Source organism: Novosphingobium sp. (assembly GCF_027531025.1).
Classification (GTDB): domain Bacteria; phylum Pseudomonadota; class Alphaproteobacteria; order Sphingomonadales; family Sphingomonadaceae; genus Novosphingobium.
The window spans coordinates 43,100-61,121 of the sequence record NZ_JAPZQX010000008.1; the positions used below are offsets into that span (position 1 = coordinate 43,100).

Consider the following 18,022-nt stretch of genomic DNA (forward strand, 5'->3'; position numbering starts at 1 on the left):
GCCTCTTTAAGGCCTACATCGCCACCATGTTCATCGAAACCGAAACGACTCCGAACCCCGCCACGCTGAAGTTCCTGCCCGGGCAGGAAGTGATGGCTGGTGGCACCCGCGATTTCCGCGACGAGGAGGATGCCGCTGCTTCCCCCCTGGCCGAGGCGCTGTTCAGCCTGGGCGACGTGACCGGCGTGTTCTTCGGCCGCGATTTCGTCTCGGTCACCGCGGGCGAAGGGTCGGACTGGTCGGCCCTTAAGCCGCAGGTCGTGGCGATCCTGCTCGATCACTTTGTCAGCCAGGCCCCGCTGTTCCATGCCCTGCCCGGCAACGGCATCGCGGTTCCGGCCGAGGACGCCGACCATGGTGACGATCCGGCCGATGCCGACATCGTCGCGCAGATCAAGGAACTGCTCGAAACGCGGATTCGCCCGGCCGTGGCCAATGACGGCGGCGACATTGCCTATCGCGGGTTCCGCGAAGGGGTGGTCTATCTTTCGATGCAGGGGGCCTGTTCGGGCTGCCCTTCGTCCACCGCCACGCTCAAGCAGGGGATCGAGGGCTTGCTCAAGCACTATGTCCCCGAAGTGACCGAAGTCCGCGCGGCCTGATCCCGCCCGCCCCGACGCACCAATCCCGCCAAGGAAGTTCCCGATGACCCAGCCGCTTGCCGATGCCGCGCTTGACCAGCTGTTCCGCACCGCGCGCAGCTATAACGGCTATCTCGACAAGCCGGTCAGCACCGAGCAACTCCACGCTATCTGGGACCTGATGAAGTTCGGGCCGACCAGCGCCAACATGCTGCCCGCCCGGATGGTCTGGTGCACCACGGACGAGGCCAAGGCCAAGCTCGCCGCCTGCTGCATGCCCGCCAATGCCGAAAAGGTGCTCAAGGCCCCGGTGACGGTGATCATCGGCATGGACATCGATTATCACGAGCAGCTGCCCTGGCTGTTCCCGCATACCGATGCCAAGGCCTGGTTCGATGGCAACGAGCCGCTGCGCGAAGTGTCGGCGATGCGCAATTCAAGCCTGCAGGGTGCCTATTTCATCCTCGCCGCGCGGGCGCTGGGGCTGGATACGGGACCGATGTCGGGCTTCGCCAACGATGCGGTGGACGCCGCCTTCTTCGCCGATACGCCGCGGGTGAAGTCGAATTTCATCTCCACCCTGGGCTATGGCGATCCGGCCACGATCTTCGATCGCAGCCCGCGCCCCGATTTCGACACTTTCAATCGGATCGCCTGACGCGCTAACAGGCGCGTGATGCGTACTCTCGTAATCGATAGCGCGACCGAGGCCTGCTCGGTCGCCCTGCTGGACGGCAGCGACCTCATTGCGGGCGAAAGCCGGATGCTGGGCCGCGGCCATGCCGAGGCGCTGGTGCCGATGATCGCCGCCCTGCCGGACAAGGGCCGCGCCGGGCGGATCGCCGTGGCGCTGGGCCCAGGCAGCTTCACCGGGGTGCGGGTGGGCCTGGCCGCCGCGCGGGCGCTGGCGCTGGCCTGGCGGGCGGAACTGGTCGGTTATCCCACCCTGGCGCTGGTTGCCGCCATGGCCCGGGCCGAAGCGGGCGTGCAGGCCTGCACGGTCGCGATGACCGGCGGGCATGGCGAATGGTTCGCGCAGGACTTCGGCAGCGATGGCCTGCCACTGGCCAGCCTGGCCTCGCTTACCCCCACCGCAACCGTTGCCGCCAGCACGGCCCCGCTTGTTGCAGGCAGTCAGGCCGAAGCGCTGGTCGCCGCGCGGGGCAGCGGCACCGCTCTGCCGCTGTGGCCTGATGCCCGGCGCTTCGCCCTGCTCCCCCCGGCGCTGATCGGCGCCGCCGACCAGCCGCTCTACGGTCGTGCGCCGGACGCGCGCCTGCCTGCTGCCTGATCGCCGCCCGAATGCCGATGCGGGACGATCTCGACCGGATCATGGGGGTGATGCAGGCGGCCTTCGATCCCGCCTATGGCGAAGCCTGGACCCGCCGCCAGGTGGAAGACGCGCTGGTGGTGGGCAATTGCCACTATTGCCTGGCGCAGAGCGGGGGCGAGGCGGCCGGGTTCTATCTCTCGCGCCATGGCTACGAGGAAGAGGAACTGCTGCTGATCGCGGTGCACCCGCGCTTTCGTGGGCGCGGCTTTGGTCAGCAATTGCTCGACGATCTGGCCCAGCAGGCCGCCTTGCGTGGAGCGCGGCGCCTGTTGCTGGAAATGCGCCGCAACAACCCTGCCGAAGCACTTTATCGCCGCAACGGATTCGGCCCTATTGGCGAGCGACTTAACTACTATCGCACCCCATCGGGTGATCGACTTGATGCAATTACCTTTGCGCGCGACCTGTAAATAGGTCGCTTATCCAAGCAGTTGTAGACCAGTACAGTACCGCACTTGTTTTTATGACACAGAGCAAGTAACCGCCGATTCGCGTCCCTGCAAAAGACGTCAATAACAATAAACTGGTCGCAGCAATTATTCGAAAGGAAGCGGACATGGAGATGCCCCAGTCCGACATGAATGAAACCCTTATCACGCTGACTTCGGACATCGTTGCCGCGCATGTCAGCAACAACAACGTCTCGGTCGATGAAGTTACCGCCCTGATCAGCAAGGTCTATGGCGCGCTGGCGGGTCTTGGCCAGGCGGCTGCCCCGGTGGCGGAAGAAGCGCCCAAGCCGGCGGTTTCGGTCCGCGCCTCGGTCAAGCCGGAATACATCATCTGCCTTGAAGACGGCATGAAGCTGAAGATGCTGAAGCGCCACCTGATGACGCATTACAATATGACCCCGGACCAGTACCGCGCGCGCTGGAACCTGCCCGCGGACTATCCGATGGTGGCCCCGGCCTATGCCGAAAAGCGTCGCGAACTGGCCAAGAAGATCGGCCTCGGCCGCAAGCCCGGCCAGAAGCGCGGCCGCAAGCCCAAGGCCTGATTGGCAGCCTGATTACTGTCATCGGCCGCTTGCGGTTGAAGAATCGTCCCGCCCGGTCCATACCCGGCGGGACATTTCATTTGTTGGCCATTGCGGATTGAGCGTGCACCAGATCATCGACATCGAAGCGCTTTGCGCTGAACGCGGGCTTCGCATCACCGACCAGCGCCGCGTGATCGCCAAGGTGCTGTCCGAAAGCGACGACCATCCCGACGTGGAAAAGCTGCACGAGCGCGCCGTCGCGATCGATCCACGCATTTCGATCGCGACCGTCTATCGCACGGTTCGCCTGTTCGAAGAGGCCGGGATCCTTGACCGGCACGATTTCGGCGATGGCCGCGCCCGCTATGAGGCGGCGCCCGAGGCCCACCACGATCACCTGATCGATGTGGAAACCGGCAAGGTGATCGAATTCGTCGATCCCGAACTCGAAGCGCTCCAGCGCCAGATCGCCGAGAAGCTGGGCTATCGCCTGGTCGATCACCGGATGGAGCTTTACGGGGTGCGGCTCGGCCGCGAGGTCTAGGCCAGGCCGATGGCGCTTGCGCTCACCCAGCCACGCCGTCTTTCGGTGTTCGGCTGGCTGCGGGTTACCTTGCGCCTTTCCGCCATGCTGCTGCTCCTGCTGGCCTGCCTGCCAGCCTATTACGCCGTTGGCCTGCTGACCCGCCACAACCCGGTGCCGCGCCTGTTCCTGGCGGGGATCGGCTGGATCGCGGGCATGCGGCTGCGCAGCCAGGGGGAAAAGGCCCATCGCGGCGCCTTCCTGCTGGCCAATCATGTCAGCTGGCTCGATATCCCGGCCCTGGCCGCCACCACCGGCAGCGCCTTCATCGCGCATGATGGCCTCGCCTCGATGCCGCTGCTCAAATGGCTGTGCCAGATGAACGACACGGTCTTCGTCGCCCGGCATGACCGCAAGAGCGTCGCCCGCCAGGTCGAGGATGTGCGCACCGCGATCCGCGATACCGGAGCGCTGACGATCTTTCCCGAAGGCACCACTAGCGATGGCACCGGGCTGCTGCCGTTCAAGTCCTCGTTGCTGTCGGCGCTGGAACCGCTCCCGCCGGGCGTTGCCGTACAGCCAGTGCTGCTCGATTTCGGCTCGGAAGCTGCCGACATAGCCTGGGTGGGCGAGGAGCACGGCCTCGACAATTTCCTGCGCCTGCTTGCCCGGCGACGGCCGATCACGCTGACCGTTCATTTCCTGCCGGTCCTGCACGGGGCCGAGCTGACCAACCGCAAGACCATGGCCCAGGCATCGCGCGAGGCGATCCTGGGGCGCCTGGTGGCGTCGTCCCGGACTTGATCCGGGATCGCTGGCCCCCTAGAGCCAGCGCCGCCAGCGATCCCGGGACAAGCCCGGGATGACGGAGTTACCATGCGCCCCACCCCGCCCCCCCGGACCTATCGCGTCAAGAGCTTCGGCTGCCAGATGAACGTCTATGACGGCGAACGCATGGCCGAGCTGCTGGGCGAACAGGGCATCATGCCCGCGCCGGAAGGCGAGGAGGCCGACCTCGTGGTGCTCAACACCTGCCACATCCGGGAAAAGGCCGCTGAGAAGGTCTATTCCGATATCGGTCGCTTGCGGCGCGAGGATGGCACATCGCCCTTGATCGCGGTGGCTGGCTGCGTGGCCCAGGCCGAGGGCGACGAGATCATGAAGCGCGCGCCCGCCGTCAGCATGGTGGTTGGCCCGCAGGCCTATCACCGGCTTCCGGCGATGATTGCCGAGGCCGTCGAAGGCCGCCGCGCAGTCGATACCGACATGCCGGCCGAAACCAAGTTCGATGTCCTCCCCGCCCGGCGCAAGGTGGGGCCGAGCGCCTTCCTGACCGTGCAGGAAGGCTGCGACAAGTTCTGCACCTATTGCGTGGTCCCTTATACCCGCGGTGCCGAAGTATCGCGGCCGTTCAGTGATCTGGTGACCGAAGCGCACAAGCTGGTCGAGGCCGGCGCGCGCGAGATCACCCTGCTGGGCCAGAACGTGAATGCATGGAGAGACGACAGCAACCGGGGCCTGGAAAAGCTGATCGAGGCGCTGGCCGCGATCCCCCAGCTGGCGCGCATCCGCTATACCACCAGCCACCCGAACGACATGACACCAGGGTTACTCGAGGCACACCGCGATGTACCCAAGCTGATGCCATTCCTGCACTTGCCGGTGCAAGCGGGGAACGACCGGGTGCTCAAGGCGATGAACCGCAGCCACACGGCGGAAAACTACCTGCGCATCCTCGACGAGGTGCGCGCCATGCGCCCCGACATCGCCCTGTCGGGCGATTTCATCGTCGGCTTCCCGGGCGAGACCGACGTCGAGTTCGAGGATACCCTGCGGCTCGCCGAGCAGGTCGGCTATGCCCAGTGCTTCAGCTTCAAGTATTCGGCCCGCCCCGGCACCCCGGCCGCGACAATGGACGGCCAGGTCCCGGTCGAAGTGATGGACGAGCGGCTGCAGCGGCTCCAGGCCGTGCTTAACGCCAGCCAGCTGGCCTTCAACCAGGCCTCGGTCGGCCAGCGCTGCACCGTACTGGTCGAACGCAAGGGCAAGCACCCCGGGCAGTGGCTGGGCAAGTCGCCCTGGCTGCAATCGGTCCACTTCACCGGCGAGGCGGAAATCGGCGATCTGGTGGAAGTGGAACTGACCGAGGCCGGTCCCAATTCGCTGGGCGCGCGGCTGGTGGCCACGGCACCAGCCTGATTTCCGGCCAGCCGCTAATCCTTTTTCTCCGCAGTCTGGTGCAGATAGGCGGAGCGGACGGCGTCGGGCATCTTGGTGTGATCGGCGCCCTCGCCCAGCCGGTACAGCCCGCCAAGATAGGCCCGGTCAAAGTCTGTCAGTTCCTCTGGCGCTCCTGACTCGGCGGCGAACAGCGACAGGATGGTCGGCATCGCCGGATCGAATTCGGCCTGATCATATGTCGAGGCGAGGACGCGCATCGTTGCATAGTCAGCCAGTTGCGCCAGGGTGCGGCGGCCGACCAGTTTGCGGTCGAACACCACCAGCGAACCGGTCATGTCCACGCGGATGGTCGATCCCAGGCGACTGGCCTTCCACTGCTGGTTAACCTCATACTCGCTCCCGTCCGGCATCCGGGCCACCGGTATCGCCCGCCCGTCAACGCCCTTTGTCTCGGTCGCATGCCAGACCTGGACGGCGTTGGAGCCCTTGAAGATCCGGTCGATCTCGTGCTGCTTGAGCGAGACGAACATGGCCGGATCCCGCTTGCGCAGGGCCTCCACCTGCTTGCGACTGTCATTGGTGAAACCGATCCAGACATTCGGCGAGCAGCCCGCCGGGGCGACCCGCAGGTTCAGGCTGCGCACGTTGTCCATCACCCGTTCGGCCAGCGCCTGACCATAGGCGGCAGGCAGGCCGAACACCTTGACGCAGACCGGCAGGTAATGGCGGGCGAGCGGCTTGCCGGGCGGGGCCGGCTGGGTAATCGCGTGGGCCTGGGCAGCGGCGGCCTTGGCCTGGACCTCACGTTCGGCGCTGACGACGATTTCGCCGCTGTTATCCGTCCCGCCGTTTTCCAGGCTCAATGCCGGGCTGGTGAGGCCAGCACAGGCAGCCACCAGCAGCGGGCGCATGGCGAGGCGGAAAGACCGAAAAAGCATTGGGTTGCTCCGAGAAGGCCGGAAGAGACCTACCACAGCGGATCGGCACGTCCAGACACCGGTACAATCGCCGCCCTGGGGCACCCTGGCCCGCTTGCCGCAGCGGTTTTCCACCGCCTGTCATCGCCTTGTCGCTTGCGCGCGGCAAGGCTGGGCCTATCGTTTCGACTCGGCCAACCAGTGGCCCGCAACGAAAGGAGCACACCGCCCCCTTTATGGCTCGCAAACCCGCCCGCGCCCATGACGATAGCCGCGATCATCTGGCGCCCACCCGCCTCCACACGCCCCGCCGCGCGCGGACCGAGCTGGAGTTTGAGGAAGCCACGATCCTTGGCGCACTGTTCGGGCAGTTCGATGCCAACCTGGTGCAGATCGAGAACCGGCTGGGGGTGTACATTTCGGCGCGCGGCAACCGGGCCCAGATCGAAGGGCCGGAAGATGCCGTAGCCCGCGCCCGCGACGTGCTGAAAGGCATGCACCAGCGGCTGCTGCAGGGGCAGGAACTGGATGCCGGCGCGATCGAATCGCTGATCTCGATGTCGGCCGAACCGACGCTGGAAGGGATCATATCGGGCGATGGCGAAACCCCGCCGATCATGATCCGTACCCGCAAGAAAACCATCGTGCCGCGCAGCGCCACGCAGATCGAATACATGCGCGCGTTGGCCAGCCGCGACGTGATCTTCGCGCTGGGCCCGGCCGGCACCGGCAAGACCTATGTCGCCGTGGCCCAGGCCGTGTCGCAGCTGATCACCGGATCGGTCCAACGCCTGATCCTGTCGCGCCCGGCGGTCGAGGCCGGCGAGCGGCTGGGCTTCCTGCCCGGCGACATGAAGGACAAGGTCGATCCCTATCTGCGTCCGCTCTACGATGCGCTGTATGACTGCATGCCGCCCGAACAGGTCGAGCGGCGGCTGGCCTCGGGCGAGATCGAGATCGCGCCGATCGCCTTCATGCGCGGCCGCACCCTGGCGGAAAGCTTCATTATCCTCGACGAGGCCCAGAATACCACGCCCGCCCAAATGAAGATGTTCCTCACCCGCTTCGGCCAGAACAGCCGGATGGTGATCTGCGGCGACCCCAACCAGGTCGATATCCCCGGCGGCCCGCAGATGAGCGGGCTTAACGACGCGGTGGGGCGGCTGGAGGGGATCGACGGCATCGCCGTCACCCGCTTCACCAGCGCCGACGTGGTCCGCCACCCGATCGTTGGCCGGATCGTCGAGGCTTACGAGGGCAAGCACGGCTAAACCGCTCGACTCGCTATCAGCCCGAAGGCATTGGGACGCGGTGGAACTGGAAATCGCCATTGAGGCCCCGTGGCCTGACACCGCCGATTGGGAGGCACTGGCCGAACGCGCCGCTGCCGCGCTGGCTGGGGTCGCCCCAGAACTCGCCAACCCGCGCCTGTCCGCCAGCCTGCTGTTTTCCGACGATGCCGAGGTTCACGAGCTGAACCGCGAATGGCGCGGCAAGGACAAGCCGACCAACGTGCTGTCATTCCCCATGCTGGAGCGTGAGGATCTGCTTGCCCTTGCCCCGGATGGCCCGCCGGAACTGCTCGGCGATATCGCCCTGGCTCTGGAAACCTGCGCGCTTGAGGCGGCCGACAAGGGCGTGCCGCTGGAGCATCACGCCGCGCACCTCATCATCCATGGCCTGCTTCACCTGGCCGGGCACGACCACGTACATTCCGACGCCGAAGCCGCCGCGATGGAAGCGCTGGAAATCAAGGCTCTTGCGCAGATGGGCATTGCCGACCCATATGGGGACCGCGATCCACTGACCGGATCGCCAACAGGGAACTGACCAAGACCATGCCCGAGGGCAATTCCGGAGACGGGGAGAGTAGGCGCTCCGCCTGGCGCGCCATCAAGCGCTTTTTCGAACGGGTCGACGGCGGCGATCAATCGCTGCGCGCCCAGCTGGAAGAAGCAATCGACGAGCATGAGGACGATGACGGCCGCAGCGAGGCGGGCGATCTGTCCGCGCTTGAGCGCGACATGCTGCGCAACCTGCTGCACTTTTCAGAGAACGACGCCGACGACGTGGCCATCCCGCGCGGCGAGATCATCGCTGTGCCCGAAACCGCCAGCTGGGACGAAGTCGTCAGCGCCTTTGCCGAGCACGGTCATTCGCGCATGCCGGTCTACCGCGACAGCCTCGACGAGATCGTCGGCATGGTGCTGATCAAGGACGTGTTCAAGCACCTGGCCAGCGGCAAGCCGCCGAAGGACTGGACCAGCCTGCTGCGCCAGCCGCTCTACGTCCCGCAGGCGCGCGGCGCGCTGGATGTGCTCAACGACATGCGCGCATCACGCGTCCACCTGGCCGTGGTGATCGACGAGTATTCCGGCACCGACGGGATCATCACCATCGAGGACCTGGTCGAGGAAATCATCGGCGAGATCGAGGACGAGCACGACGACGCGCCGACCGAACTGCTGGTGCCGCTGGACGGCGGCATGTGGGAAGCCGATGCCCGCGCCGAGCTGGACGATGTCGCCGAAGCGATCGATCCGCGCCTCGCCGAGGTGGAAGAAGACGTCGACACGCTGGGCGGCCTCGCGTTCCTGCTGGCCGAGGCCGTGCCGCCGGTCGGGGCCATGCTGGACCATGCCAGCGGCTGGAAGCTGGAAGTGATTGCGGGCAACGAAAAGCATGTTACCCGTCTGCGACTGCATCCGCCCGCTCCCCAGGACGAATCCGAAGACTGACCTGCAATGGCCATTCGCCGCCTTCCCCCGCTTCGTGCGATCGAAGCCTTCGTGCGCATCGTCCGTCTGGGTTCCGCCCGGGCGGCAGCGGACGAGCTGGGGCTCAGCCCCTCGGCCCTGTCGCGCCGGGTCTCCGCACTGGAGGAGTTCATCGGCAAGCGGCTGTTCACCCGCCAGCACCAGGCGATGAAGCTGACCGACGATGGCAGCGCCTTTTACAATGCGGTCGCGCCAAAATTCGATGAACTGGCCGCCGCCGTCGAAGGCCAAGTGGAGGACAGCCGGGTGCTGCGCCTGCACCTGGGGGTCCTGCCGCTGTTCGGCAGCCAACGGCTGTTCCCGCGCCTGCCCGAACTGCGCAAGGCCCAGCCGCGCCTGCACATCGATTTCGACACCAGCCCGCACCTCGAAACCCGGGTCGGCGATACGCTGGATGCCGCCTTCATCCTCTCCCCCCAGCCCGATCCATCGTTCCATGCGGTGCGGCTGGATGAGAACAAGGTCTACGCGATCACTTCACGCGTGCTCGCGGACGAGATCGGCCCCCAGCCCGACCGCGAGGTGCTGTCGCGCCAGACCTTCCTGATCCACAACGAACTGCCGGACAGTTTCGTTGCCTGGAAGCAGGCGCTGGGCATGCCGGACCTCGATCCGATGGCGATCGACCATTACGATTCGGGCCAGCTGCTGCTCGAAGCGGCGGCACAGGGGCTGGGCATCGCGATCATGCACGATGCCCACTTCGACCGCGCCCACGATGGCCGGATCGCGCGGCTTTACGACATCGAGGTCAAGAGCCCCTATTCCTACTGGTTCGTGTGCAAACCCCACGCGCTGGATGTGCGGTCGGTGCGGATCTTCCACGATTGGGTGGTGCAGGCCGGGCTGTAGCGGCACAATCGCGGAATGAACCGCCGATTCGTCCTGCTCGCCCTAGTTGCGCTTGCCCTGCCGGCCCAGGCCGCAGAGCGCGACAAGTTCAGCTCTTATCCCAAGGGAGCAAAGCCCGGCTCCTCCCGCCAGGCCCTACCCCCTGCGCCCGCCCCGCTGGGCGATACGGTCCGCGTGGCGCTGGTCACTGCTCTTGGCACGATCGAGCTGGAGCTGGACAACAAGCGCGCACCGATCACCACGCAAAACTTCGTGCGCTATGTCGATCTGAAGAAGTTTGACGGGATCGCCTTTTACCGGGCGCTGCGGCTGCCCTGGGGCGATCCGCCCAGCGGGCTGATCCAGGCGGGATTGCAGGGCCATCCGCTGAAAGTGCTGAAGCCGATCGCACATGAGCCGACCAGCCAGACCGGCATCCTGCACAAGGCCGGGACCATTTCGATGGCGCGCCATGCCCCCGGCACAGCCACGGCCGACTGGTCGATCATGCTCTCCGACCAGCCGAGCCTTGATGCGGATCCGAAGGCCGCCGATCCCGACCAGCAGGCCGGCTTTGCCGCTTTCGGCCGGGTTTCGGCCGGGATGGACGTGGTTCGCAAGATCTGGGACGCGCCGCTATCGCCAACGCTGGGCGAAGGGCCGCTCAAGGGCCAGATGCTGGACCCGCCGGTAAAGATTATCAGCGCGCGGCGGATCGCCGATCCGCCGGCGCCAAAACCGGTGCCTTAGGCCACGGTCGCCTTGCGGATCACGCCGGGCTCGCGCGGCGGCTCGCCCTTGGGCAGGGCATCGATGTGTTCCATACCTTCGATCACCTGGCCCCAGACGGTGTACTGGCGATCGAGGAAGGTCGCATCGTCGAAGCAGATGAAGAACTGGCTGTTGGCCGAGTGCGGATAAGAGGTTCGGGCCATCGAGCAGACGCCGCGCACGTGCGGTTCGTCGTTGAATTCGGCCTGCAGGTCGGGCTTGTCCGAACCGCCCATGCCGGTGCCCTGGGGGCAGCCGCCCTGGGCCATGAAGCCGGGGATCACGCGGTGAAACTTCACCCCGTCGTAAAAGCCTTCGCTGGCCAGCTCGACGATCCGGGCCACGTGGCCGGGGGCCAGGTCCGGGCGCAGCTTGATCACGACATCGCCGCTATCGAGCGACAGGGTAAGGGTATCAGCCATGGGAATCTCCTGTAGTTCGGGCCCGATATAGGCTGCGGCGAGACAAAGTCACGCCCCGGAAACGCGGCGGGTTGCAAATGTTGTCGACCAGCCTAGACCGACCGGAATGACCGTCGACAAGCTCGATCCCGACCTGCTGGAGAGCGCCGCGCTTGCGGCCGAGCCGGCGGTTGAGAGCGAAAGCCTCGACGCGGAGAACACGCTCAAGCCGGAATTCGTCCGCCGGGTCCGCGACAGCCTGGAAGCGGGCGAAAACGACGCGGTTTACGGCCTGGTCGAAGGCCTGCACCCGGCCGACATCGCCGACCTGTTCGAACTGCTCGATGCCGATGAGCGCCCGGCCCTCGCCGCCGCGATCAGCGACCTGATGGGCAGCGAGGTCTATGCCGAACTGAACGACTATGTCCGCGAGGATATCGTCGAGCAGCTGCCGGCCGAGACCGTCGCCGACATCGCCGAACAGCTCGATACCGACGATGCCGTCGCCATGCTGGAAGACCTCGACGAGGAAGACCAGCAGGCGGTCCTGGCCGAGATGGAGCCGGAAGACCGCGCGGTCATCGAAGCGGCGCTGTCCTATCCCGAGGAGTCCGCCGGGCGCCTGATGAGCCGCGATTTCGTGGCCGTACCCGAACACATGACCGTGGGCGACCTGATCGATTTCCTGCGCGAAGGCCACGATCTGGCCAACGAGTTCTGGGAAGTGTTCATCGTCGATGCCCGGTTCCACCCGCTGGGCACCTGCGCGCTCAGCTGGATCCTGCGCACCCCACGCCACATCGCGCTGACCGACGTGATGCAACGCGACCAGACCCTGATCCCGGTGACGATGGACCAGGAAGAGGTGGCGCTGCGGTTCCAGAAATACGCGCTGATCTCGGCCGCGGTGGTCGATGCCGACGGGCGGCTGGTCGGCCAGATCACCGTCGACGACGTGGTCCACATCATCCAGGAAGAAGCAGGCGAGGACGTCCTGCTGCTATCCGGCGCGGGCGAAGGCGACATCAACGAACCGATCCGCGATTCCTACGTCGCCCGGGTGCGCTGGCTGATAGCCAACCTGGCGACCGCGCTGCTGGGGGCCACGATCATCAGCAATTTCGGCGGCGCGATCGAGAAACTGGTGGCGCTGGCGGCACTCTCGCCGATGGTCGCCTCGATCGGCGGCAATGCCGGCACGCAGACCATGGCCGTCGCGGTGCGCGCGCTCGCCACCAACCAGCTGACCCGCAGCAACACCCGCCGCATCCTGTGGCGCGAATTGCGGGTAGCGCTGCTCAACGGCGTGACTGTCGCCACGCTGATCGGCGCGGCAACCGGGCTGGTCTTTGCCAACCCCTTGCTGGGCGCGGTGATCGGCACGGCGGTGGTGGTGAATATCATCACCGCGGGCCTCGCCGGGGTACTCGTGCCGGTCACGCTCGACCGGCTCGGCCAGGACCCGGCCGTGGCCAGTTCGGTATTCGTGACGATGATCACCGATTCGATGGGCTTCTTCGCTTTCCTCGGCCTTGCCGTGGCTTCGGGACTGGTGGGCTGACATCATGCCGCTGCACCTCACCAAGGTAGCCTATGGGGCCCAGTCGCTCGAGGAACTGCGCAGCTGGTTCGCGACGCGCGGCGCCGAAGCCCGGCTGACCACGCGCTATCTGCCCAAGCGGCACGAGGAGATTGCGCCCACGGACGGTTCGGCAGGCGGATCGCTGTTCTGGATCTTCAAGCACCAGCTGGTGATGCGCAGCCCGATCCTGCGCTTCGAGGAGGCGGACGGCGGGCGGACCAACATCGTCATCGCGGCCAAGCTGATCGACGTGGTGCCCCGGCCGAAGCGTGCGCATCAGGGCTGGCGCTATCTGGAAGACGCCGATGCCCCGCGCGATCTGGGCAGCGGCGAGGATGCCGGCGAAGTCCTGCCCGGCCACATCGCAGCCGATCTGGCCCGGCTGGGGCTGGTCTAGCCCTCGCTCCGCAGCCGCGCGATATAGGCGCGCACGTCATATTCGATATCCCCGTCATAACGGGGCGCGGAGCGGGCAAAGGCCGCTTCCAGGGCTTCGGTCCGTTCGCCCATCGGCACCACGTTATAAGCATGGCTGACCACGAACCGCTCGCGCGCGGCGATCTGGGGCAGGATGATCTCGGCATAGCGTTCGGCGGGCATGGCCACGTCGCGCCCGCCCTCGCTGGTCAGCCCGGACAGGACCCAGCCGGGGATGATCGTGCCGGCATGGACATGCGGCGGCAGGTCTTCACGCAGGCTTTCGGTCAGGCCCAGCACCGCGTGCTTCGAGGCGATATAGGCCGCCGCGCGCGGAACGGCGCAGAACAGCGCGTTTTCCGAAGCGACATTGAAGATCGCCGAAGGATGTTCCTGCGCGGCCATGCGCGGCGCAAAGGCCGCGCAGCCGTGCCACACGCCCCAGAAATTGACCTCGAACACCTGGCGCGCGGCGGCGAGATCGGCCTTCCACAAGCGGCCGCCCCCGCCGGAGATCCCGGCATTGTTGACCAGCAGATCGACCCGCCCGAACCGCTGCCAGGCGAGGTCCGCCAGCGCCTCGACTGCGGCGGGATCGGCGACATCGCAGGCCACCACATCGTCCGAACCGTGCAGGTCGGCCAGCAGGACCTGGGCCCCGGCCGCCTTCAGCGCCGCGCCCAGGGCCCCGCCGATCCCCCCGGCCCCGCCGGTGATGACTGCCACCTGGCAGGAAAAATCCGCGCTCATGCCTGCCGCGCCGCCAGTTCCGCCTCGCGGGCGACGACGCGGCGCAAGGCATTGGCATAGGTTTCCGGCTCCTGCGCGCCGGGGATCAGGAACTTGCCGTTGACCAGCATGGCCGGAACGCCGGTCACGTTCATGTCATAGGCCATGCGCTGTTCTTCCAGCACCTGCTGGCCCAGCACCGGATTATCGAGCGCGGCCTCGGCGGCCGCTGGATCGATCCCCAGGCCGCTGGCGATCTCGATCAGCACGCGCGGATCGGACATGTTGCGGCGCTGCTGGAAATGGGCATCGAACAGCGCCAGTTTCAGCTCGGTCTGCTTTTCGGCTCCATACTGGGCCAGGGTCCAGAGCAGCAGCTGGTGCGCGCGGCGGGTGTTCCACAGGCGCGCCTGTGGCGCTTCGCCAGCCCCGGTATAGTCGAACGAATAGCCCGCCCGCGCGGCAATTTCCTTCATCTGCCCGCGCGCGGCCGCCGCCTGCTCGGGCGTGCGGCCATATTTGCGGGCAAGGTGCGCCTGCTGCTCCTCGCCTTCCTCCGGCATGTCGGGATTGAGCTGGAAGGCGTGCCAGCGCAGCTCCGCCTCGATCTCGCCGCTCAGGCTGTCCAGCCCCTTCTGCAGCTGGGAATAGCCGATGATGCACCAGGGGCACATCACATCGGACCAGACGTCGATCGAGATCTTGGCGGGTGCGGTCATTGTTCAAGCCACCATTTCAAGAGGTGATGGGCCACCGCGTGGGGCGGCGGGGCGATGAAGGCGGCGTCCTCGCTGCCGGTCATGGCCAGTTCCACTTCGGCGCGGGTGAACCAGCGGGCCTCGTCCAGTTCGGTCGTGTCGATGGTCAGTTCGGCGCTGTCGGCATGACTGTGGCAGCCGATCATCAGGCTGGACGGGAACGGCCAGGGCTGGCTGGCGACATAGGTCACATCGCGGACGACGACCCCGGCTTCCTCCATTATCTCGCGCGCGACGGCATCCTCGATGCTTTCGCCCGGCTCGACGAACCCGGCCAGCGCGGAAAAGCGGCGCGGGGGAAAGCGCGGCTGGCGGCCCAGCAGCAGGTTGCCCTGATGCTCCACCAGCATGATCGTGACCGGATCGACCCGCGGGAAGTGATCGGCCTTGCAATCGTCATTCGTGCAGGTGCGCTGCCAGCCGCCCTTGGCCAGCCGGGTCGGCGATCCGCACTGGGCGCAGAAGCGGTGGCGGGCGTGCCAATCGACCAGGCTGCGCGCCCCGCCATAGGTCGCCAGCTCACCCGGATCGAGCGCGGCCATCGCCGCCCACAGCCGGGGATTGGCCGGGCCGGTCGATCCGCCCTGCCGGGCCGGAACCTCGGCAAAGCAGGCCTTGCCCGCAGCCAGGCCCAAGAACACCAGGTCACTGTCCGGCGCGGCATCGGCCAGGGTGCCCCATTCCAGCGTGCCTTCGGGCGAGAGCACCGGATCGAGCCCGTCGAGCTTCAAGAGCCGGGCCCGCCAGTCCATCAGTGCGGCGAGGCGATCGGGATCGGCGCGGATGTGGTCGGCCCGGTCGATCGGCGAACCGGCGAAGGCGAGCGGACGGCTCACATCGCCCCCCGCCGCGAGGCCAGGTCACCCAGCACGGCGCCCGGGAAGTCCTTCTGGATCGAGAGCGCCTCGGACGGCATGTACTGGACATAGACCCCGGCGCGCAGGCCGATCCGGGTGTTGACGAAGCCAACCGTGCCGGCTGCCCCGGCCCAGCCGAAAGTGCCGGCATCGGCGCCCTTGCCGACCCGGCCACCGGCCCCGTGGCCCGCCCCTTCGACGAAGGTGCCCTTGAGGTCGATCCCCGCCGGGATCAGGTCGGTGCAGCCCAGCGCGACGGCGGCGGCGCTCATCACCCGCTTGTTCCCGGCCATGCCGCCATTGGCGATCATCATCAGGAACTTGTCATAGTCCGCCGGGGTGCAGACCAGCCCGGCCCCGCCAAAGGCAAAGGCGGGCGGATCGAAATAGGCCGAATTCCCCGCAGGATCGATCGGCAGCGGCAGTCCGGCGAGCAGGCCGTAATTGCCAGTCAGCCGGTGTTGTTCGCTTTGCGGCACCTGGAAATAGGAACTGGTCATGCCGATCGGATCGAACATCCGCTCTTGCATGAACTCGGCAAAGCTCTTCGCGCCTGAAGCCCGTTCGATCACCAGTCCCAGCACGTCGAGCGACATCGAATAGCGCCAGGCCGTCCCCGGTTCTGCCACCAGCGGCACGGTGGCCGCCACTTTCAGGAACTCGTTGGGCGGGAGGGTCTTGACCGGCGGGCTGATGCCGGGAATCGACGTGCGCGAAAGCACCGCCGGGGTCACACCCAGCCGGAGGAGTTCGTCGTTGACCTTGTTGCGCCCCACCCCGGCATAGCCCAGGCCAGCCGTGTGGGTGAGGAGATGGCGCACGGTGATCTGCGTTTTCGCGGGCCGCGCATCAAGGCTGACCTTGGGATCGATCGCCACCTTCATGTTGGCAAATTCGGGCACGAAATCGGCAATCGGCTGATCGAGCTTCAGCTTGCCCTCGTCGATCAGCATCATCGCCGCCATGCCGGTGACGGGCTTGGTCTGCGAATAGGCCCGGAACAGGCTGTTGGCGCCGACCGCATCGGGATCGTCAAACGCCTCGCGCCCGCGCACGATGTAGTCCGGAGCCGCCGTTCCCCAGCCCAGCGCAGCGACCATCCCGGCCACCTTGCGCTCACCCACGAACTTGTCGAGCATGGCGGTCACGCGCGGCCATTGCGCTTCCAGCGCAGCAGCGGCATGGGCCCGGCCGCTGCCCCAGGGCAGGCCGCCCAGCGCCGCACCGGCGCCCAGCAGCACGGTGGAGCGCAGCAGGTTGCGGCGCGACAGCGCAATCGCATCGTGATGGTGCAAGTTCATTCTCCCTTGTGTTCTCTTACCGCCAGCGCGAGCCGCGCGGCCTTGGCAAACAGTGTCGGCAGGCCCGCCTGGTCAAGCTGGTCAAGCGGCCACCATTCGCCGTCTTCGCTCGCCAGCCTATCCCAATCGCGGCCCGAATAAAGCATCAATTGCAAATCGAGATCGAAATGGGTGAAGCCATGCCGCACCACCCCGCCCGACTGCCATGGCCCCGTCAGCGCCAGTTCGGCGGCGCCATCGCCCTTCGCGCTCCAGCCATCGTCGGGCAGGGCCCGCATCCCGCCCAGCATGCCCGCGTCAGGACGCTGCACCAGCCAGACCGCGCCGTCGCGCTCGATCCAGAACGCCCGCCCGCGCCGCTGCGGCTTGGCAGCCTTGGGGGGCTTGACCGGAAACCGCTCCGCCCCGACCCACCGCCCAGCGCAAAGCTCGGCCAAAGGGCAGAGCAAGCAGCGTGGGGAGCGAGCGGTGCAGATCGTTGCCCCCAGGTCCATCATCGCCTGGGCGAAATCGCCGGGTCGCTGCATGGGAGTCAGCGCCTCGGCCGCCGTGCGGATCGCCTTGCGCGCAGCGGGCAGCGGTTCATCGATCGCGTGAAGCCGGGCGATCACTCGCTCGACATTGGCATCGACCACGGTTGCAGCTTCACCAAAGGCGATCGCGGCCACGGCGGCAGCCGTATAGGCCCCCAGCCCCGGCAGGGCGCGCAGTTCGGCCTCGGTGCCGGGAAAGACCCCGCCGCGCGCCGCCACGGCGCGGGCGCAGGCCAGCAGGTTGCGCGCCCGGGCATAGTAGCCCAGCCCCGCCCAGGCGGCCATCACCTCGGCATCGTCGGCCGCCGCCAGCGCCTCAACCGTGGGCCAGCGCGCCAGGAACTTTGCATAGTACGGAACGACCGCTGCGACCGTGGTCTGCTGCAGCATCACTTCGGACAGCCAGACGCGATAGGGATCCGGCGCGGGGTTGCCCGGCGGGCTGCGCCACGGCAGCACCCGGGCATTGGTATCGTACCAGCCCAGCAAGGCGGTCTGGATCGTGTCGGCGCTGGCATCCATGGCCGCGCTATGGCATTGCCAGCCAGACA

At 66.8% G+C, this 18,022-nt stretch carries 22 protein-coding genes; 15 read left to right on the forward strand and 7 right to left on the reverse strand.

Annotation, left to right across the window (positions count from 1 at the left end):
• Positions 1 to 26: 26 nt before the first annotated feature.
• The 8 genes from O9281_RS12270 to miaB all read left to right on the forward strand — a co-directional run bounded on the left by O9281_RS12270 (position 27) and on the right by miaB (position 5,615).
• Complete coding sequence (locus tag O9281_RS12270; protein WP_298186267.1) at positions 27 to 602, forward strand: NifU family protein; 576 nt, start codon at positions 27 to 29, stop codon at positions 600 to 602.
• A 43-nt stretch (positions 603 to 645) separates the two neighbouring features.
• Complete coding sequence (locus O9281_RS12275) at positions 646 to 1,239, forward strand: malonic semialdehyde reductase (protein ID WP_298186270.1); 594 nt, start codon at positions 646 to 648, stop codon at positions 1,237 to 1,239.
• A gap of 18 nt (positions 1,240 to 1,257) precedes the next feature.
• A complete protein-coding gene (gene tsaB / locus O9281_RS12280) occupies positions 1,258 to 1,872 on the forward strand; it encodes a tRNA (adenosine(37)-N6)-threonylcarbamoyltransferase complex dimerization subunit type 1 TsaB (RefSeq protein ID WP_298186272.1) in 615 nt (204 codons plus the stop codon).
• A gap of 17 nt (positions 1,873 to 1,889) precedes the next feature.
• The gene (rimI, locus tag O9281_RS12285) at positions 1,890 to 2,324 is read left to right on the forward strand and encodes a ribosomal protein S18-alanine N-acetyltransferase (protein WP_298186464.1); all 435 of its coding nucleotides are present in this window, start codon (positions 1,890 to 1,892) and stop codon (positions 2,322 to 2,324) included.
• Between the two features lie 146 nt (positions 2,325 to 2,470).
• Entirely contained in the window at positions 2,471 to 2,911 is a 441-nt protein-coding gene (locus tag O9281_RS12290; protein WP_298186275.1) for a MucR family transcriptional regulator, read from the forward strand.
• 103 nt (positions 2,912 to 3,014) lie between these two features.
• Entirely contained in the window at positions 3,015 to 3,437 is a 423-nt protein-coding gene (locus tag O9281_RS12295; protein WP_298186276.1) for a Fur family transcriptional regulator, read from the forward strand.
• Between the two features lie 9 nt (positions 3,438 to 3,446).
• Positions 3,447 to 4,220: a 1-acyl-sn-glycerol-3-phosphate acyltransferase gene (locus O9281_RS12300; protein WP_298186279.1), complete on the forward strand. Its 774-nt coding sequence runs from the start codon at positions 3,447 to 3,449 to the stop codon at positions 4,218 to 4,220.
• Positions 4,221 to 4,292: 72 nt separating this feature from the next.
• Positions 4,293 to 5,615 carry a tRNA (N6-isopentenyl adenosine(37)-C2)-methylthiotransferase MiaB gene (miaB, locus tag O9281_RS12305; RefSeq protein WP_298186282.1) on the forward strand — a complete coding sequence of 441 codons (1,323 nt, stop codon included), beginning with the start codon at positions 4,293 to 4,295 and terminating at the stop codon, positions 5,613 to 5,615.
• A gap of 14 nt (positions 5,616 to 5,629) precedes the next feature.
• On the opposite strand, the gene O9281_RS12310 is transcribed toward miaB, so the two are convergent.
• Complete coding sequence (locus tag O9281_RS12310) at positions 5,630 to 6,535, reverse strand: hypothetical protein (RefSeq protein ID WP_298186284.1); 906 nt, start codon at positions 6,533 to 6,535, stop codon at positions 5,630 to 5,632.
• Between the two features lie 215 nt (positions 6,536 to 6,750).
• Here O9281_RS12310 and O9281_RS12315 point away from each other — a divergent pair, with 215 nt between their 5' ends.
• The 5 genes from O9281_RS12315 to O9281_RS12335 are packed head-to-tail and all read left to right on the forward strand — an operon-like array spanning position 6,751 to position 10,872.
• Positions 6,751 to 7,785 (forward strand): PhoH family protein, encoded by a 1,035-nt coding sequence (locus O9281_RS12315; protein ID WP_298186286.1) that lies wholly within the window; start codon positions 6,751 to 6,753, stop codon positions 7,783 to 7,785.
• A gap of 40 nt (positions 7,786 to 7,825) precedes the next feature.
• The gene (gene ybeY / locus O9281_RS12320) at positions 7,826 to 8,344 is read left to right on the forward strand and encodes an rRNA maturation RNase YbeY (RefSeq protein WP_298186288.1); all 519 of its coding nucleotides are present in this window, start codon (positions 7,826 to 7,828) and stop codon (positions 8,342 to 8,344) included.
• 8 nt (positions 8,345 to 8,352) lie between these two features.
• Entirely contained in the window at positions 8,353 to 9,252 is a 900-nt protein-coding gene (locus O9281_RS12325) for a CBS domain-containing protein (RefSeq protein WP_298186291.1), read from the forward strand.
• A gap of 6 nt (positions 9,253 to 9,258) precedes the next feature.
• Positions 9,259 to 10,143: a LysR substrate-binding domain-containing protein gene (locus tag O9281_RS12330; RefSeq protein ID WP_298186293.1), complete on the forward strand. Its 885-nt coding sequence runs from the start codon at positions 9,259 to 9,261 to the stop codon at positions 10,141 to 10,143.
• A 15-nt stretch (positions 10,144 to 10,158) separates the two neighbouring features.
• Positions 10,159 to 10,872, forward strand: coding sequence for a peptidylprolyl isomerase (locus O9281_RS12335; protein WP_298186295.1), 714 nt, complete (start codon positions 10,159 to 10,161; stop codon positions 10,870 to 10,872).
• On the opposite strand, the gene O9281_RS12340 is transcribed toward O9281_RS12335, so the two are convergent.
• Positions 10,869 to 11,315, reverse strand: a complete 447-nt coding sequence (locus tag O9281_RS12340) for a peptidylprolyl isomerase (RefSeq protein ID WP_298186298.1) — start codon at positions 11,313 to 11,315, stop codon at positions 10,869 to 10,871. The two genes, O9281_RS12335 and O9281_RS12340, sit on opposite strands and share 4 nt — an antisense overlap.
• A gap of 106 nt (positions 11,316 to 11,421) precedes the next feature.
• Between O9281_RS12340 and mgtE the strand changes: the two genes are divergently transcribed.
• Entirely contained in the window at positions 11,422 to 12,855 is a 1,434-nt protein-coding gene (mgtE, locus tag O9281_RS12345; protein WP_298186300.1) for a magnesium transporter, read from the forward strand.
• Positions 12,856 to 12,859: 4 nt separating this feature from the next.
• The gene (locus O9281_RS12350) at positions 12,860 to 13,273 is read left to right on the forward strand and encodes a DUF1489 domain-containing protein (protein ID WP_298186302.1); all 414 of its coding nucleotides are present in this window, start codon (positions 12,860 to 12,862) and stop codon (positions 13,271 to 13,273) included.
• On the opposite strand, the gene O9281_RS12355 is transcribed toward O9281_RS12350, so the two are convergent.
• Genes O9281_RS12355 through mutY form a run of 5 tightly spaced genes read right to left on the reverse strand, consistent with a single transcriptional unit; the run spans position 13,270 to position 17,993 of the window.
• The gene (locus tag O9281_RS12355; RefSeq protein ID WP_298186304.1) at positions 13,270 to 14,043 is read right to left on the reverse strand and encodes an SDR family oxidoreductase; all 774 of its coding nucleotides are present in this window, start codon (positions 14,041 to 14,043) and stop codon (positions 13,270 to 13,272) included. The genes O9281_RS12350 and O9281_RS12355 overlap by 4 nt on opposite strands.
• The gene (locus O9281_RS12360; RefSeq protein WP_298186307.1) at positions 14,040 to 14,741 is read right to left on the reverse strand and encodes a DsbA family oxidoreductase; all 702 of its coding nucleotides are present in this window, start codon (positions 14,739 to 14,741) and stop codon (positions 14,040 to 14,042) included. The genes O9281_RS12355 and O9281_RS12360 overlap by 4 nt, the downstream gene beginning before the upstream one ends.
• Complete coding sequence (gene nudC / locus O9281_RS12365) at positions 14,738 to 15,616, reverse strand: NAD(+) diphosphatase (RefSeq protein ID WP_298186308.1); 879 nt, start codon at positions 15,614 to 15,616, stop codon at positions 14,738 to 14,740. Before nudC ends, O9281_RS12360 begins: the two co-directional genes overlap by 4 nt.
• Positions 15,613 to 16,938: a serine hydrolase gene (locus O9281_RS12370; RefSeq protein ID WP_298186311.1), complete on the reverse strand. Its 1,326-nt coding sequence runs from the start codon at positions 16,936 to 16,938 to the stop codon at positions 15,613 to 15,615. The genes nudC and O9281_RS12370 overlap by 4 nt, the downstream gene beginning before the upstream one ends.
• A complete protein-coding gene (mutY, locus tag O9281_RS12375) occupies positions 16,935 to 17,993 on the reverse strand; it encodes an A/G-specific adenine glycosylase (protein ID WP_298186314.1) in 1,059 nt (352 codons plus the stop codon). Before mutY ends, O9281_RS12370 begins: the two co-directional genes overlap by 4 nt.
• Positions 17,994 to 18,022: the final 29 nt, after the last annotated feature.

Excerpts from the sequence above, each read along its gene's own strand:
- O9281_RS12270 (WP_298186267.1), top strand. The coding sequence starts at position 27 with ATGTTCATCGAAACCGAAACGACTCCGAACCCCGCCACGCTGAAGTTC.
- O9281_RS12275 (WP_298186270.1), top strand. The coding sequence starts at position 646 with ATGACCCAGCCGCTTGCCGATGCCGCGCTTGACCAGCTGTTCCGCACC.
- tsaB (WP_298186272.1), top strand. The coding sequence starts at position 1,258 with ATGCGTACTCTCGTAATCGATAGCGCGACCGAGGCCTGCTCGGTCGCC.
- rimI (WP_298186464.1), top strand. The coding sequence starts at position 1,890 with ATGCGGGACGATCTCGACCGGATCATGGGGGTGATGCAGGCGGCCTTC.
- O9281_RS12290 (WP_298186275.1), top strand. The coding sequence starts at position 2,471 with ATGGAGATGCCCCAGTCCGACATGAATGAAACCCTTATCACGCTGACT.
- O9281_RS12300 (WP_298186279.1), top strand. The coding sequence starts at position 3,447 with ATGGCGCTTGCGCTCACCCAGCCACGCCGTCTTTCGGTGTTCGGCTGG.
- miaB (WP_298186282.1), top strand. The coding sequence starts at position 4,293 with ATGCGCCCCACCCCGCCCCCCCGGACCTATCGCGTCAAGAGCTTCGGC.
- O9281_RS12310 (WP_298186284.1), bottom strand. The coding sequence starts at position 6,535 with ATGCTTTTTCGGTCTTTCCGCCTCGCCATGCGCCCGCTGCTGGTGGCT.
- O9281_RS12315 (WP_298186286.1), top strand. The coding sequence starts at position 6,751 with ATGGCTCGCAAACCCGCCCGCGCCCATGACGATAGCCGCGATCATCTG.
- O9281_RS12325 (WP_298186291.1), top strand. The coding sequence starts at position 8,353 with ATGCCCGAGGGCAATTCCGGAGACGGGGAGAGTAGGCGCTCCGCCTGG.
- O9281_RS12330 (WP_298186293.1), top strand. The coding sequence starts at position 9,259 with ATGGCCATTCGCCGCCTTCCCCCGCTTCGTGCGATCGAAGCCTTCGTG.
- O9281_RS12335 (WP_298186295.1), top strand. The coding sequence starts at position 10,159 with ATGAACCGCCGATTCGTCCTGCTCGCCCTAGTTGCGCTTGCCCTGCCG.
- O9281_RS12340 (WP_298186298.1), bottom strand. The coding sequence starts at position 11,315 with ATGGCTGATACCCTTACCCTGTCGCTCGATAGCGGCGATGTCGTGATC.
- mgtE (WP_298186300.1), top strand. The coding sequence starts at position 11,422 with ATGACCGTCGACAAGCTCGATCCCGACCTGCTGGAGAGCGCCGCGCTT.
- O9281_RS12350 (WP_298186302.1), top strand. The coding sequence starts at position 12,860 with ATGCCGCTGCACCTCACCAAGGTAGCCTATGGGGCCCAGTCGCTCGAG.
- O9281_RS12355 (WP_298186304.1), bottom strand. The coding sequence starts at position 14,043 with ATGAGCGCGGATTTTTCCTGCCAGGTGGCAGTCATCACCGGCGGGGCC.
- O9281_RS12360 (WP_298186307.1), bottom strand. The coding sequence starts at position 14,741 with ATGACCGCACCCGCCAAGATCTCGATCGACGTCTGGTCCGATGTGATG.
- O9281_RS12370 (WP_298186311.1), bottom strand. The coding sequence starts at position 16,938 with ATGAACTTGCACCATCACGATGCGATTGCGCTGTCGCGCCGCAACCTG.
- mutY (WP_298186314.1), bottom strand. The coding sequence starts at position 17,993 with ATGGATGCCAGCGCCGACACGATCCAGACCGCCTTGCTGGGCTGGTAC.